Annotated in this window: 11 protein-coding genes; 3 read left to right on the top strand and 8 right to left on the bottom strand. The window is 41.2% G+C overall.

Annotated features, from left to right (window positions below):
* Positions 1–39 precede the first annotated feature (39 nt).
* Positions 40–6,327: an AAA family ATPase gene (locus RMX98_RS13635; RefSeq protein ID WP_322675839.1), complete on the bottom strand. Its 6,288-nt coding sequence runs from the start codon at positions 6,325–6,327 to the stop codon at positions 40–42.
* Positions 6,328–6,500: 173 nt separating this feature from the next.
* On the bottom strand, positions 6,501–6,755 hold the full coding sequence (locus RMX98_RS13630) for a hypothetical protein (RefSeq protein WP_322675838.1): 255 nt from the start codon (positions 6,753–6,755) through the stop codon (positions 6,501–6,503).
* Positions 6,756–7,398: 643 nt separating this feature from the next.
* Here RMX98_RS13630 and RMX98_RS13625 point away from each other — a divergent pair.
* Complete coding sequence (locus tag RMX98_RS13625) at positions 7,399–7,911, top strand: hypothetical protein (RefSeq protein WP_322675837.1); 513 nt, start codon at positions 7,399–7,401, stop codon at positions 7,909–7,911.
* Between the two features lie 238 nt (positions 7,912–8,149).
* Here RMX98_RS13625 and RMX98_RS13620 read toward each other — a convergent pair whose 3' ends face one another.
* Entirely contained in the window at positions 8,150–9,913 is a 1,764-nt protein-coding gene (locus RMX98_RS13620) for a Rieske (2Fe-2S) protein (RefSeq protein WP_322675836.1), read from the bottom strand.
* Positions 9,914–10,371: 458 nt separating this feature from the next.
* Complete coding sequence (locus tag RMX98_RS13615; RefSeq protein ID WP_322675835.1) at positions 10,372–10,587, bottom strand: chlorophyll a/b-binding protein; 216 nt, start codon at positions 10,585–10,587, stop codon at positions 10,372–10,374.
* Between the two features lie 136 nt (positions 10,588–10,723).
* Between RMX98_RS13615 and RMX98_RS13610 the strand changes: the two genes are divergently transcribed.
* The gene (locus tag RMX98_RS13610; RefSeq protein ID WP_322675834.1) at positions 10,724–10,978 is read left to right on the top strand and encodes a hypothetical protein; all 255 of its coding nucleotides are present in this window, start codon (positions 10,724–10,726) and stop codon (positions 10,976–10,978) included.
* Positions 10,979–11,093: 115 nt separating this feature from the next.
* Here the strand turns inward: RMX98_RS13610 and RMX98_RS13605 are convergent, their stop codons facing one another.
* The 4 genes from RMX98_RS13605 to RMX98_RS13590 all read right to left on the bottom strand — a co-directional run bounded on the left by RMX98_RS13605 (position 11,094) and on the right by RMX98_RS13590 (position 15,827).
* Positions 11,094–12,251 (bottom strand): cysteine desulfurase family protein, encoded by a 1,158-nt coding sequence (locus RMX98_RS13605; RefSeq protein ID WP_322675833.1) that lies wholly within the window; start codon positions 12,249–12,251, stop codon positions 11,094–11,096.
* A gap of 5 nt (positions 12,252–12,256) precedes the next feature.
* Positions 12,257–12,883 (bottom strand): type I restriction enzyme HsdR N-terminal domain-containing protein, encoded by a 627-nt coding sequence (locus tag RMX98_RS13600; protein ID WP_322675832.1) that lies wholly within the window; start codon positions 12,881–12,883, stop codon positions 12,257–12,259.
* Between the two features lie 491 nt (positions 12,884–13,374).
* The gene (gene bcp, locus RMX98_RS13595) at positions 13,375–13,854 is read right to left on the bottom strand and encodes a thioredoxin-dependent thiol peroxidase (RefSeq protein WP_322675861.1); all 480 of its coding nucleotides are present in this window, start codon (positions 13,852–13,854) and stop codon (positions 13,375–13,377) included.
* A 134-nt stretch (positions 13,855–13,988) separates the two neighbouring features.
* A complete protein-coding gene (locus tag RMX98_RS13590; RefSeq protein ID WP_322675831.1) occupies positions 13,989–15,827 on the bottom strand; it encodes a serine/threonine-protein kinase in 1,839 nt (612 codons plus the stop codon).
* A gap of 11 nt (positions 15,828–15,838) precedes the next feature.
* Between RMX98_RS13590 and RMX98_RS13585 the strand changes: the two genes are divergently transcribed.
* Entirely contained in the window at positions 15,839–15,997 is a 159-nt protein-coding gene (locus RMX98_RS13585) for a hypothetical protein (protein WP_322675830.1), read from the top strand.
* The last annotated feature ends 12 nt before the right edge of the window (positions 15,998–16,009 follow it).

Raw genomic sequence — 16,009 nt, 5'->3', positions numbered from 1 at the left:
CCCAAATATCGGAAGTTGTTTACAAAAATTGCCCAAAATTCATACCGAAATTTCAATAATAAATTCTGTACCCTTACCCATAAATGAGTTACAAGTCAATTTTCCGCCGTGGGTTTCTTCAACGATAGATTTTGCGATCGCAAGTCCTAATCCTGTGCCTTTACCGACTGATTTGGTCGTAAATAAATGGTCAAATATTTTTTGCTTTACCTCTTCATTCATTCCTTTTCCATTGTCGGCAATTATAATTTTAGCGAGATTATTTTCTTGTTTAGTTGTAATTGTAATGCAGTTTGGATTTGCTTTAATTTCGTCAAAACTTCGCCCAATATTCGATTCTTCTAAGGCATCAATAGCATTGGCGATAATATTCATAAATACTTGATTTAATTGTCCAGGAAAACACTCGATTGGAGGTAAATTGGTGTATTCAGTTATCACTTCAATTGCTGGACGTTGCTCGTTAGCTTTGAGACGATGTTTCAAAATTAAAATTGTGCTGTCAATGCCTTGGTGAATATTAAACGGTACTTTATAATCTTTGTCGGCACGCGAAAAAGTCCGTAAACTGGTGCTGATATTTTTCAGGCGATCGCACGCCATCGACATGGAATCAATCACCTTAGGCAAGTCTTCTAAGCTATAATCCAAGTCAATTTCTTCGGCATGGCCAAGAATTTCATCACTTTTGTTGGGTAAACTTTCTTGATAAAGCTTTAAGTGTTCAACAATATCGGTGATGGTAGGTTTAGCTTGTTTGAGACTAGCAGCAATAAAACCAAGGGGATTATTCATTTCATGAGCCACACCAGCAACTAAATTGCCTAGTGCTGACATTTTTTCACTTTGAACAATTTGTAATTGGGCGTTTTGCAGATCGGTTAGTGCTTGTTCTAAGTCAAGTGATTTTTGCTGCAAGGCAAGTTCAGCAAGTTTTCGATCGCTAATATCTCGCATCACAACTACTGCACCGAGTTTGTTGCCCGAAGCATCGAAGATCGCTTGTCCACTAGCTAACAAAATTCTCCTAGAACCATGCTTTGGCGCAATTACCATTTCGGCATTTTCGACGATTTCTCCTTGCAAGGCGCGAAATAAAGGAATTTCTGTGGTTGATAGGGGTGTTTGACCATCAGGTTGATAGAGATCGAAGTGTTCTATCCATTGTTGTGCTAGTAATGATTCTACTGGTAGACCATGAAATTCACGAGTTGCTTTGTTAAATAGAGTCAATTTGCCACTTGCATCGCAAACAACAATTCCATCAGTAATATTGTGAATGATGGCATTTAAAAATTCTCGTTCTTTGGCTAGAGATGCTTCGGCCTGTTTGCGATCGCTAATATCAATTACCACACCATCCCATAGAATTGCGCCATCGACTTGTCGCTCTGGTCGAGCAGCAGATTGAACCCATTTGATGGTTCCTGAAGGCAGAATAATCCGCCATTCTTCCTCAAATGGTGTGAGATTTTGGGCAGAGTAGGCCATCGCTTGGGCAATAGCTGGATCGTCGTCAGGATGATGCATAGCTTTAAGGCTATGCTTCCCAGCCATCACTGACTCTGGCTCTAATCCATATAAGTCAAAACAGCCAGAGCTAACATAAGGTGTTGAAGTTGAACCATCGGCCGCCAAACGGAATTGGTACACCATACCAGGAATATTATTCGCCAAATTTTGGAAACGGGTTTCACTAGCCTGCAATTTTGCTAGAGATTGTGTTAGCTGTCGAGCATAGTTTTGGGAATTTTGATAAAGTCGGGCGTTTTCTAAAGAGATTGCAGCTTGAGCGCAAAGTAAGTTCAGCAGTTGGACGCGATCGCTCGTAAATGCTCCGGTTGCCGAATTGTTTTCCAGGTACAATATGCCCAACAACTTACCCTGATTCAAAATCGGGCTGCACAAGATACTCTTGGGTTGCTGTTGCTGAATATACGGATCATTAATTAATTGCGGATGCATCGTGGCATCAGTAATTACTGCTGGTTGTAAGTTGCGTTTGACGTTATTAATTAAGCCAACTGGTACATCAACTGAGTCTTCAACAGGCTGTGGGTTGAGTAACATCGGGTAAAAATCAACTTTGGCAGCTTGGTTCTGTAGACTGCTCAGGGAAAGTTGTGCTAAAGCCTGAACTAGCAACCGCTCTGACTGCAAAAGCATGAATACACATTTATCGGCTCCAGCATTTTCAATGACGATATGCAGCAAAGCTGAAAGCAGTTTTTCAAATTCGATTTCCCTAGAAAGAGTTTGGGAAGCTTTAAGAATGGTAGCTAAATCTAAAGCAACAGAGACGCTGCTACTATTGGAGGTCGAGGAACTGGTGGAGGTAACACTCTCCAATATGAAGATAGTTTCGTTAGTTGAGAGGGGAAAACGGGTTTGCTCTAAGATGTGGGCGAGGAGTTGGGGATAGCGTCGTTCCAAGTCGGCGACTTTCGCTTTAGCGCCCCAACGAGCATAGCCATAGTAGGCTTGGGTGATATATGACTGAGCAATGCGCTCTTTAGACCAATTGAGGTAGAATTTAGCGGCCAGTTCATTGGCGAGGGCTTCTTCTTGGGTGTATCCGTGTTCTTTAGCTAGAGTTATGGCGCGATCGTACAAATCTATTGCCTCTGATTTCTGCCCTAAGACTCGGTATCGGTCGGCTTCAACTAAATAAAATTTGTGCAGGTAATTTTCTGGAGCATAGTCAGCCCACTTTTTCATTTTTTCCTGATTTTTAGCCACCCGTTGCAGAATGTTTTGCTGTTGTGCCTCACAAACCTGAGAATAGATTGCCAGATGGGCTAGAGAATCATAGGTGTAGCAGAGCGGAACTATGAATAAGCCTGTAGCACCACCTATATAGTTTTCAGCAGCGATCGCCGCTGATACCGCCAACTCAAACTTGCCAAACATGTAACACAGACCAAGTTGGTTGGCATAGAAATAATACAACGCAGTTTGATCGCCCGATCGCTGGAGGGCTGGCACAATTTCCTCTCGATTAAAGGCATTTCCAGTCAGCTGCCAAGGTTCAGCAGAATCGCCAAGCATATTCAAAATTGGTTGCTGAAAAACGGTCAGATGGCTGGTAAGACCTTCTTGGTTGAGCTGCCCAAGCTGATCTCGGAAGGCAGCGCTCTCTCGGTTGAGATCGCTTAATTCTTTGCCCATAAACCAACAATATGAGATGTAAATGAATCCGCAAATAGCGGCCGATTCTAAATCTCCCGTTTCCAATCCAACTTCGTAGCCTTCCCGGAGAAACGCTAAGGAGTTCTTGAGCGGCTCTTTCCAATGCCACACGCAACAGTAAATTCCGACATAGACTCTGGATTTCAGTTCTTTGGCATTGAAATGTTCCAGCAACAAGTGTGCTAGTTGTGCAAACTCATACCCAAAGTCAATCTCTCCTGTCATCCCACAAAGTATCATTCCATAGTAGCCATAGCCAATTGCCGAAAATGAACTATTGCCATATTGAACGGATAAATTGACCTGTTCGACGACAATAAACGGTAACAGCGCTGGAGTGACAACAAAAGCAGCAGAAGTGACAGCGGCGAGAATCCGTACAACTGCTAACTTGTTAGGATCTGTCATTTGGGGCAAATTGATTAAATCCAGCGGTTGCCTTCCAGCCAAAATGGATTTAGTCGTCTCGAATGCTTTGGCAATATCTGATTGACTGGGTTGCTTTGGGAGGCTGTTTCCTAAACGCTCCACACTCTTGAGGGCAATCTCTACTGCCTCTATAAATTGATGTTGTGCTTGAGCTGCTTGAATTTGAACTTCATAGACCTTGACCGTATCCAACAGATTTCTAGAGTGTTCTATGATGACTGCGGCCAATTGTGTCATCTGTTCAAAGTTGCCGCTCAGGTAAGCGGCTTCAGTGGCAGTTTCATAGAGGGCTAAGGTTAACTTATACTGCGTTTGCCACATATCTTCAGTTAACAAGGCGATGCCTGTAGTGCAATACTCAGATGCGGCTGTATAGGCAGTTGTAACTCTGGCTTTTTGTCCAGCTTTCAGATTTAGTTGGGCGAGTTCTATTTGCTTAGATAAATCGACAATTAGGGATTTGCCAATATTAAGTTGGTTAACAATTTCAAATAATTTTTCGTCTTGTTTGCTAACAGGTGTATGAGTCAGTAACAGTTGCCCAATTTTGAGGTGAGCGATCTGTTTTTGTTCCTCTGGAATCAGGAAATAAGCAGCTTGCTGGACGCGATCGTGCAAGAATTTGTAAACCGTCATTTGCGCTTCGTCATTTGTCATTTGCAAATGACCAATCGCCAATGAGGAATCCTGATAAAACTTGTAAATTTCATTGGTAGGAATGATAAATCCTTCTTGCAATGCTTTCCACAAGTCTGAAGCGGTTTCTGCTTGCGACTTTTCATAAACGATCGCTAACGTCGCCAAATCGAACTGATTGCCGATACAGGCTGCTAGTTTTAAAGCATTTTGAGTGATGTTGGGCAATTTTTGAAGTTGTTGTGCCATAAATTCCACCACATCATCGGTGAGAGCAAGCGATCGCACTTGTGTTACATCACACTGCCAAAAACCTGCCTCCCAATTAAAGGTAATCAGCCCATCCTCATGTAGCGCTTTCAAAAACTGAGTTGTGAAAAAAGGATTGCCTTTGGCTTTTTGATAAACCAACTCTGTCAACGGCAGTGCCTGTTTTGTTGCACAACTGAGCGAGTCGGCGATCAAATGGTTCACATCTGCTTGACTCAAAGGAGCTAGGTTCAAGGTTTTGATGCCAGAAGAAGTTTTTTCAATTTCATCTAGCGTCAACATCAGTGGATGAGCCGCAAACACCTCGTTATTGCGGTATGCACCAATAATAAATAGATGGCTGCAATCGCTCTGAGACATTAACAACTTCAGCAAATTCAGCGATGCCGAATCTGCCCACTGCAAGTCATCGAGAAATATTACCAACGGATGCTCTCTGGTCGCGAAGACCTGAATGAACTTTTGGAACAGCAGATTGAAACGGTGTTGTGCCGCACCGCCTGATAGTTCAGCGATCGCAGGCTGTTTGCCGATCAGCTGCTCCAGTTCAGGAATCACCTCAATCAAGATTTGCCCGTTCTCTGCAACTGCTGCTAAGATCTTGCTCTGCCATTGCTCCAGTTGAGTATCGCTTTCTTTAAGCAACTGTCCCATCAGATCGCGAAAGGCTTGTACAAAAGCAGACAGAGGAATGTTGCGGTTGAACTGGTCGTATTTGCCCTTGATGAAGTAGCCGTTCCAGCGCACAATCGGTTTATGCACTTCATTGACAACTGCGGTTTTGCCAATACCAGAAAAACCTGCCACTAGCATCAGTTGAGAGCCACCATTGGCCACATCACCAAATGCTTCTAATAAAGTCTTTACCTCCGATTCCCGCCCGTAGAGTTTTTCGGGTATCAGAAAGCGATCGCTAATATCTCGCTGTCCTAAATCAAACCAGGTGTGTTTGCCTGTTTCTCGCCACTGTTCTAAGCAGGTAACAAGGTCATGTTTAAGTCCTAGCGCGCTTTGATAGCGGTCTTCGGCGTTCTTCGCCATTAGTTTGCGGACAATTTCGCCCAGCATCAAGGGCAATTCGGGGTTGAAATCGCACAAGCTAGGTGGAAGTTTCGCAATGTGGTAATGCACCAACTCCATTGGTTCATAGGACTCAAAGGGCAATTTTCCACTCAGTAATTCAAAGAAAGTCACACCTAAAGAATAGAAGTCACTGCGGTAGTCAATGCCTCTGTTCATCCGTCCGGTTTGCTCTGGCGACAGATAGGCTAGCGTTCCCTCTAGTCCATTGAGGCTCTGAAGTTCCTGGGTTTCTCGTGGTAAGAGCGAGGCAATACTAAAGTCAATCAGCTTGATTTGGTTCGTGTCAGGGTGAATCAAGATGTTGGCTGGCTTGATGTCTTTGTGAATGACGCGCTGTTGATGTAACTGGTGTAAAGTGTCTAGTAGTTGCAGAGCAATGGGTAAGAATTGCTCTAATGTCAGTGTTTTTCCTTGAGTAAATTGCCGCAGGGAAACACCACCAAAGTCTTCCATGACTAGGGCATAGCCATTGTGATGGGCTTCTAGGCTGTAGGGTTTGATAATGCCGGGAATATCTAGGTTTTTAGTGATCGCATACTGGTTGCGAAACTGGACTAATTCGTTAAAAGTTGGATATTCTCGTTTTAAGAGCTTGATGACAACTGGGAGGCGATCGCATTCTCGAACTGCCCGATATACTTGGGTACGAGAACCTGAATAAAGTTGCTCTCCGATTTGGTATCCAGCGATCTTTAAAGTTCCATCAACTTTTGCGCTCATAAATTTTTACGAGAATTTCCTTATACTAGCGTTATAATTCCCAGGACAATATATTGGTTAACAAACGTTAGAAAATTTGGATTGGGCATTGGGGGTAAGAGACAGAAAAGCATTTTTAAACAAGTATTTAAACTGGATTTTTTTGTTCATGAGTTCCTGGCTTAGACATCTACCTAATACCCAGGCGGGCGTTGAAAAAAGCCAGTTACTTGAGTTAATTTATCAATCGGATTTAGTGCTGGGTTATATTGAGCAATCTGACTCAGATCGGCTGCGATCATTTCTACTGAAGAAATTTGGCGATCGCTCCAAGGTTGTTGGTGGAAAAATCTTACCTGCCATAAAGACAGCCACAAGGGAGCCGTTGAATAATTGACTTGTGAGACTGAAACTTCGTAAGTTTCTACGGTTATAACAGAAGCCGACATTAGGATACACTGGTTTTTAAATACACCGTAAGTTCATTTGCGACTTAGTTTATCGCTTCTAGTGACTTCGTTCCTAGCAGTCCACCAAAGAAATTTTGCGGGGTTTATAGTAAGAAAATCAAATTCTTTTCTTTCCCTACCTCCCCTGCTTGCCTTCACCCATCCATTTTTTGGTTGGTCGAGTAGAGTCAATACGGTTAGGGGAAAGGGGGAAAACCTTTAACCCAAACCCAGTAAACTTTTCCCCAAAGGTAATTCTGAGTTCAAAATACTTATCCGAACCGGATTGCGAGTAGAGTGGTATCCTATCGCTTTTGACTGTATAAAACTTACTCCAATCTACGGTAAGTCTCCCTCAAAAAGGTTTCTTAGCATCTAAAACGACTGCCACTGTTTTGAAGCTATAGCCTTAGAATATTTACAAGCTTTACTTACGAATTAGCTCTCTCTAGATAAAAGTATCATTTTTGCTGTCTAAGCTGACATTCTACCTGTTTCTATCTGGCTTTGTGTAGCTTATTAACAAATCAACGGATTCATTAATATTAAGCCTGCTTTACTATTTAGTTTCTTACTCTGACCTATTAGACAGCTAGAGTGTTCATTTAATTTTGTTCAATAGTTTTTAGCCCTTATCGCTCCCATGCTGACCCATCACCGCAAGCCCGTGTGCTTATCACTCATTTCCACTGACCTACCAATCTGGTCTGTTGTCGAAACTGCCGCGACATTGTATCAAAAAGATACTGATAGATTCCATTTATTGATGACTGCACCGCCCTTAATTAGCTGCGAAGTAGGAAGTGTCATAAGTCCAGAAGACACACTTCCCCAAAGTAAGAGCAAAGCTTACGCCCCTAGCAGTCCGAGAATTTTGTGGCTAGAGATTTCCCCTTACCGAGTCATTATGACTATGCAAGGTAACGCTCAAGTGAGTTACCGTCACTTTTGGGAACAGGGCGTTTATGGCATTAGTCGCTATTGGTTGCCAACTGAGTCATTGCAACCTAATAATCCTATTCGTTTACGAAATTTTACTAATAGCCTAACTCTCAATGGGCATCCCTTGCCAGAGCATCTGCGACTGGAATATGAATTGTGGGCAGAAAAAGTCCAATTAGGATGCTACATACTAAATTTGGAAATTAAACATTGATTAAGTGTGGGAATTGGGGGGATGAGGGAGCAGGGGAGCAGCACTTCGGCTACGCTCAGTGACCGAGGAGCAGAGGAGCAGGGAGGAAGTTGCAGTAAGTTTTTCTCCTGTGCCCCTCTGCCTGTTGTGCCTAATTCCCAATCCCCATTACCCCTTATCCCCAGAGGGGGCCCCACCTTCCCCAATCGCCAATCCCTTTTAACCAAAATAACTAGGTTGGTTTCCAGGTTTCCATCTGTCAAGATTCCTCGAATAGGCGATCGCCTTTATGTAACCGATAAGCGATTTGATAGGTTTGTGCTTGCGATCGCATTGTGGGAGAATGGGCTGCTAAATACCGAGCAGCTGCAACTAATACATGAATACCAGCAGGTGTGTGACTTAATAAAGAATACTGACGAAAAGCGGCTTCTATTTCTTGAATTACATGAAAATCACGGTTTTCTCTGAGCATCATTTTCCCTAGCATCGCCATGAGTCTTTCAGGCTTGCCACCACTATATAAATAATTCGCCACTAATTGACCTGTCTGGTTAACTTGCTGTTGACGATTTAATAAATCCGGTAGCTGCTGGAGTAATTCTTCGGGATTTGGAACGGAGTCTTTGGGTTCTGGAAGTCGTGCTGGTGGTACATTCAAAAAACGATTCAAATAAACACTCATCGCCGCATCAAACACCCCTCTGAGTAGTTCGACTGTTGGTACTCGTCGTAACCCTTGATGCACAGCGTTAGCAAAAGTAAATGGATGATGTGCTGAGTTCCAATCTCCAAAGTCATTGTTAGTATTAAAACGAGCTACACGCAGCGCTGCCGTATAAGTAACTACACTTGCTAGTTGTTCTTCTGTACAACCAGCTTGTAGGGCATTTAGTAGCGAGTCGGCGATCGCTTGTGGGTCTTCACCTAATAAAATTGGTATTAATTGCTCCGAGTTTGACCAAGTTCCTCGTTGAGATTTCCCCGCACTTAAAACAGTAGGTAATTGCTCAAAAGCCGACTCTAATATTGCCACTAAATCTACAGGGTAGCGCCAGGAATTAGATTCTTCCATTCGGGATGCACTAGCTAAACCCGAAACTAAGCTAGGTAGAACAGATTCTGCTGCTTCCCAACCAACAACATCAAGTGCTTCCAGTGCTTTATTAATAAAATCAAGGCTATGCCCAATATCGAGATAACGATGATCTGTAGCCGATGAAAATAGCATATCTGCAACTTGCTCTAAATTAGCCCCTGAGCGAATCGCAGATACCAGACATCTTTGTGCGGCTTCACTATCCCGTACCTCAATAAACTGGCGAAACCAGCTTTTAAGAGTCGGAAAATCAACTGTAGAGTTAGGTAACGGCTGAACGACAAACAGAGGCGCAGCGCCTGCACTATCATTAGCGACTGCCGAAAGTCCGTGGAATAACGCACGGGGTTTGTCTTCCTCATCCAGATAAGGTAGTAGATTAATCATACAAGTATGGATAGTTAAACCTGTACTCCAACCTGTTTTGTTGTAACGAGTGCCAAATTTTAGTCCGATTTGAAATGGTTCAGCCGGATTTACTCCTATATCTAACAGTGCGATCGTTGATTTGGCAATCACTAAAGAAATACTCTGCTCTAAACCATCTTCAAGCCGTTGAAGATGGTGAGCATGAGGATTAACTGGCGGCGCTAAATTCACCCAAATTTCACCATTACAGATTTCCACAGGAAATGCTGGAACATCATCTGCCCAAGAGTCGAAGGTTCCACCACTAGCAATATCAAAGCGGGCATAATGCCAAGGGCAGGTAACAATACCATCTTTGCAAGTGCTACCGTGTAGGGGAAAACCCATGTGGGGACAACGGTTATCAATTGCATAAACTTTATTATCGGAGTAAAACAAAACAATAGTATGTTTTTCCCTGTGGACTAACAAACTGCCTGCTGCCTGAACATCTGCAAGTTGAGCAACACGGGTATAATTGTCTTTTTTGGTTGTTTCTTTAAATATTTGAGTCATTTAATTTACGCGGGAGTGAATATGAAAAGCTTTACTTCTACTCTGACAAAATTTTCCTTTCTTCGAGCATTTGTACAATACTAATTTTTGTTAACAATACCTGAAGCTGCTAATGTAATTGCCCTCGCTTCTGCACGTATGTCTTTCCGGTTCAATAAAAATTTTCTAAGGGAGTGTCAGATAAACACTACCTGCGATTATCAATACCAATGTTTCAGCCGCAGTTACGAAGCTCTATAACATCAAGTTATTTTTAGTTATCGTTTCCAGATTCGGTGAAGCTATCTGGTTTGGACTCGTTATCGGGTTTGCAGTTTTTATCTGATAACTTGACGTTGATAACTAACGGCTTTCGCTACCAGTATATTTTTACTCTAACACTAAGTTTTCCATAAATTAAGAGACGGTAAATTTACCGTCCTTACATTTGTTGAGAGTTATATTAAAGAAATTAATTTTTACAGACTTGCCAAAACACCAAGAATACCGTGTCCTGTGAATACTTCTAATGCGATCAAAGAGACAAAACCAATCATTGCTAAACGACCATTGAGCAGTTCTGCATAGGTTGTGAATCCAGTGCGATCGCCTTGCTCATCTATATAAACTTTTGGCTCAATCGCAAAATTGTTCAGCTTACCTTGGTCATCGATTATAGCAGTGCTTGTACGCATGGGTTTTTCCTTGTCTTCTTTTTATGTAAATAAGTGTAACAAAACTATTAAATTTTGTAAAGTATCTTAATCTGCCCAAGTAGAAGTGTAAGCCAGAGGTACTAAGTAGCTTGTGGAACAACTGTGGTAGCTGGTATTGCGCTTTGTTGCGTCAAGGGCAAAGAGCGATCGCCTGAAAAATCGGGAACTGGGGCGGCAAGCAACGCAGAGATTACCACATCTGTGCAAAAATTGGGGCGTTGCTGAATTAAAGTATGAATTTGGATGTAGAGACGTAGCAGTGCTACGTCTCTACAAGGATTTTGGTATTATGCAAAATCCTACATCATACATGGAATCAGCAACGCCAAAATTGGAAAACTCTTTTCCCCTGTCCAATTGTCTAGAGTAAATGTAGAGACGCAGCACTGCTACGTATCTACAAGGGTTCTGGATAACGCATATTTAATTTATGGAGATGTCTAACGCAAAAAAGATTTCAGCGTGTTATTGGTGAACTTTCATGCTTAACGTGTATTTTGTAAACTTTGAATGGTAGCGATCGCATGTTTCGCCACAATATCAATCTCCTCTTGTGTATTAAACCTGCCAATACCAAACCTGATCGAGGCATAAGCTAGCTGTTGGGGGTGTCCTAATGCTGTGAGAACATGGGAAGGTGCAGTATTTGCCGACGAGCAAGCAGAACCAGAAGAAATCGCCATTATTGGCTGCAATCCTAGCAAAAGTGCGGCTCCATCCACTCCCTCAACACTGATACTTAAGTTTCCCGCCAATCGCTGTTGAGGATGTCCGTTGAGATGAATTCCTTTAACTTGCGAAAGCTGTTCCCATAATCTTTGTCTTAACTGCGTGAGGCGTTGGTTTTCTGTGGCTTGTTCTGCCAAAGCGATTTCTACAGCTTTCCCAAAACCGACAATTTGCGGTGTATACAATGTACCAGAACGCATACCTCGTTCATGTCCGCCGCCGTGCTGCTGGGGAGCTAGTTGCACTCTGGGGTTGCGTCTACGGACGTATAGCGCTCCAATGCCTTTGGGCCCATATACTTTATGTGCTGTTAGCGACATTAAGTCAATTTTCATCGCTTGCACATCTAGGGGAGTTTTACCAATAGCTTGGGCTGCATCGGTGTGGAAAATGATGTTTTGTTCATGGCACATTTCCCCAATTTCTGCCAATGGCTGCAACACACCAATTTCATTATTTGCAGCCATTACTGACACCAAAATCGTCTCAGGACGGAAAGCCCTTTTTAACTCAATTAAATCAATCAATCCATTTTTTTGAACAGGGAGAATAGTAATTTCAAAACCGAGAGTTTTTAAATAATTACAAGGATCAATAACTGCACTATGTTCAGTGGCAACAGTAATAATATGCTGACCTTTTTTAAAATAAGCTTCAGCAACACCTTTAATAGCTAAATTATTCGCTTCTGTTGCACCACTGGTAAAAACAATTTCTTCAGGACTGGCATTAATTGCTCCTACTAAAATCTCTCGCGTTTGCTTAACAGCAGCTTCTGCTTCCCAACCGTAAACATGACCGATACTTGCTGGGTTGCCAAATTTTTCTGTAAAGTAGGGGAGCATTGCTGCTAATACCCGTTCATCTACGGCTGTAGTAGCGTGGCAATCAAGATATATAGGACGAATAGACATAATTATCAACTCAAACTTTGACTCAAATTTTTTAAGACACTTAGAACTTGATACAATTCACTTTTTCGTTTCAAAAGTGTAAATTGGTCAGATATAGCATACTTTGACTGATTTTCTTTGGTAAGTTTTAGAAAAATAAAATCACTACCATTTGTTACTAATCCGAAAGTAGGTTTATCTTGATTAGGATTAGCCAACATATAAACAAGTGCTTGAGGTACGGCTTCTAAAAGAGAAAAGCTAGACCTTTTAGATTCAATTACTAACAACCAAAATTGCTCTTGAATAACTAAAACATCAATTCTACCTCTAATGATTTCTCCTTCATCTTCCGCAGAAATTCTTATTGATTCCTCGCCTCTCATATAAAAAGGCTCGTCATAAAACCCAGCTAAATTGAGCAAAGGAGATAAAACTACTAATTTCACCGTTTCTTCTGACAAAGGAGGACGCTTGACTAAACGGAGAAAATGAAGCTTTATTCTGTCTAAATCTTGCTTTTCTAAATCCGTAATTTCCGGTAAATTTTCAAACCATTCTGTGAAGAATGCCTCATTTTCGGCTACCTGTAAACTAAATTTTTCTTCCAAATAGGCAAGCCCGACATTGTGTGCTTGGATAAATTGAACCATAATTTATTTAAAAAATACAATATAACTATTATGACACTGTTCCAGTATTAACCTAGATAGGAATAGCAAAGATAATTAACTTACAACTTGACCTATGTTTTTTAGGATATTCAAAACTTTATATAATTCATTTTCGTGTCTATATAAAGTGAATCTATCAGATAAAGCATATATTGGTTTATCTTGTTTTATCAACTTTATAAATTGAAAATCTTCTCCATTCATTACTAAGGAATATGCGGGATTTTCCGGGTGAGGATTTGCCAGCATATAAGTCAGTGCTTGAAGAATCGCCTTTGCCAAGGAAAAACTAGACCTCTTAGATTAAATTATTAGTAACCATAGCTGATTTTGAAGAACTAATACATCTGACTTGAATCATATTTATTTCAAATGGCGAAAAGTCTAATTCCTTGCTTCAATCATCATGCTGGCAGTTTCTAGAGCAATTTCACGTAACATTGCTGTAACTATACCTATATTCAGCCGCGTTATGTGGTCGCTAATTCCCGTAATTTAGTTAAAACTGCTAGAGCATGACCTTTGGTTTTCACATTCGGCCAAGCATAGACAATAATTTTATCAGGTGAAATTAAAAAAGTTGAGCGAGCAACACCCATATATTCTTTGCCCATAAATTTTTTTAAGCGCCAAGCACCGTAGGCTTCTGTCAAAATATGTTCTGGGTCACTTAAAAGGGTGATTGACAAATTATGTTTGCTGATAAATTTACAATGAGACTTACCCAAATCTGGACTCACCCCTAATATTTTCGCTCCCAGTTCACTGAAATCTTGATACAACTCGGTGAAATCTTTCGCTTCGGTGGTACAACCAGGTGTGTCATCTTTTGGGTAGAAGTAGAGTACAACCCACTGACTACTGAGATCGTCGAGAGTAACTGCATTGCCATTTTGGTCAGGGGTGGAGAAATCTGGCGCTGGCTGTCCGACTTGGGGAATGTTGCTCATGATGGGGGTGTGAGAGATTGCGATCGCTTTAGAATTGTACATAAGTTGAGCGATCGTTATTATTTATCAGTGTCACGAATTTATCAACATAATTCTGATTTACCTGAAGTTCGGACTGTTTTCTTGCTTCTAAATTAATGCATTCGCCAAACCTTAATCGTAGTATCTTTACCTCCACTGACCAAAATCTGCCCATCTGGACTAAATACAAGTGCATTTACACCATCTAAATGACCATTGACAGTGTAAGCTTCTTGCCCATTGCTTAAATTCCAAACTTTAATTTTTTCATCATCACTGCCACTTACAATTTTCTGACTATCTGGACTAATTGCCACAGAGTTGACAACATCTGAATGTCCATCAAGAGTATAAATTTTCTCTCCAGTATTTAGATTCCATACAATAATTCTTCTATCCACACTAGCACTTACTAAAATTTGACTATTTAAGCCAATGACAATACTGGTAACAGGTTTTAAATGCCCAGTTAAAGTTGATTTTGGCCAAATTTTGATTGTTTTATCCCAGCTACTACTAGCTACAGTATATCCATCCTGGCTAATTGCTACTGAACTAACTCTATATGCATGTGTGGCTAAAGTTTTAATACACTCTCCTGTTTTCAGATTCCATAGCCTTACTCTTGAGTCAGAACTACCACTAACTACCATTTGCTGATCTGGGCTAATTGCTACAGACAATACAGTTCTTGAATTCGCTTTGATAGTGCTAATTTCCTCACCAGTCTTCAAATTCAAAATCTTAATTGTATCGTCATCACTACCACTAACCAAAGTCTGCCCATCTGGACTAATTGCTACAGAATTAATTTGTTTTGAATGTCCAGTAAGGGTAAAGATTTCATTGCCATTGTTTAGATTCCATACTTTGATTATATTGTCCTCGCTACCACTAACCAAAGTCTGCCCATCTGGACTAATTGCTAAAGCCAAGACAGCTTTTGAATGTCCAGAGTTCCAGCTACCAAGAGTACGTTCTAAAGAAATTATTTGTGCCTTGACTGTAGATGGTGGTTTAGACGATTTTGATTGAGTTAATTTCGCGGGATACAAAGTCTCACTAATTCCTGCCAAACTTTCCAAAATTACCTGGATATTGGCAGGTCGATCTTTTACTCGTCGCATCATCAGATGGTCGATAAAATCTGCTAACAAAGAAGATATATGATTAGCCTCATCACGCCAGTTTAGACCAGCAGTGTATGGATCGCCATAGGGATCATCCATTAGTTCAAGAGGATACTTTCCTGTCAACAAATGTACAAAAGTACGACCCAAGGCAAAGAAATCCGATTGCGGAACAGCATGGCCAGTGATTTGTTCTAACGGAGCATAGCCATCAGAAACAAATTTTGTGATTTGACCTGCTGCTTGTTTTTTCTCGTAGGTTCCTGTAATTTCCCGCGCGATGCCAAAATCTATTAATACCAATTGTCCATCGGCAGTTAGCATAATGTTTGAAGGCTTAATATCCCGGTGGAAAAACTGCTGCTGATGTACTTCGTGCAAAATATTAGCCAACTGCGTTAACCAAAGGATTGCTTGCTTTTGACTGATTGGACGATTACCACGTTTTTCTAACCATTCGTGTAAATTTTCTCCCTCAATTTTATCCATTACCAAACAGTGAACTGGCTCTTGGCTATTTTGAGGAAAAAACTTGAAATATTCCTCAGCATTAGGAATCCCTGGATGATTTAGTCGCTTCAAAACTTCAGCTTCTTGCTGAAAAAGTGAAACTACTTTAGTTTGATTGAGTGTAAGAACCTTCAAAATTTTTAACTTTCCTCTGTCACTTACCTCAAATGTTTTAGCAAAGCCACCTTGGCCTATGGGTCGTGTTACTCGATAACACCCTTCTAGTAGCAATTCAGAGCCACAGCTTTGACAGCGTAGTAGATTATCAGGGTTGTCAGTATTTTGGCAGTTAGGATTGATGCACAGGCTCATCGTTTTGAAAAGTGACAGATTTATCTGATATCTTAGCTTTACTTACTAATAAGCTGGAGAAGATAGGCATCAATGCGATGCCTGTGGCAGGCTATGCCTACGCACTCATTCATCTTTGCTTAAGTTCTCTCATTAGAGTGAGAGCGATCGCTTATATTTATTCGCGATAATAGTGACTTAAC

Source organism: Nostoc sp. DedQUE02, from assembly GCF_034531035.1.
In the GTDB taxonomy this organism is placed as follows: Bacteria; Cyanobacteriota; Cyanobacteriia; order Cyanobacteriales; family Nostocaceae; genus Nostoc.
Note: the sequence above shows the minus strand (reverse complement) of the source record. Positions and strands in the feature narration are given on the sequence as shown.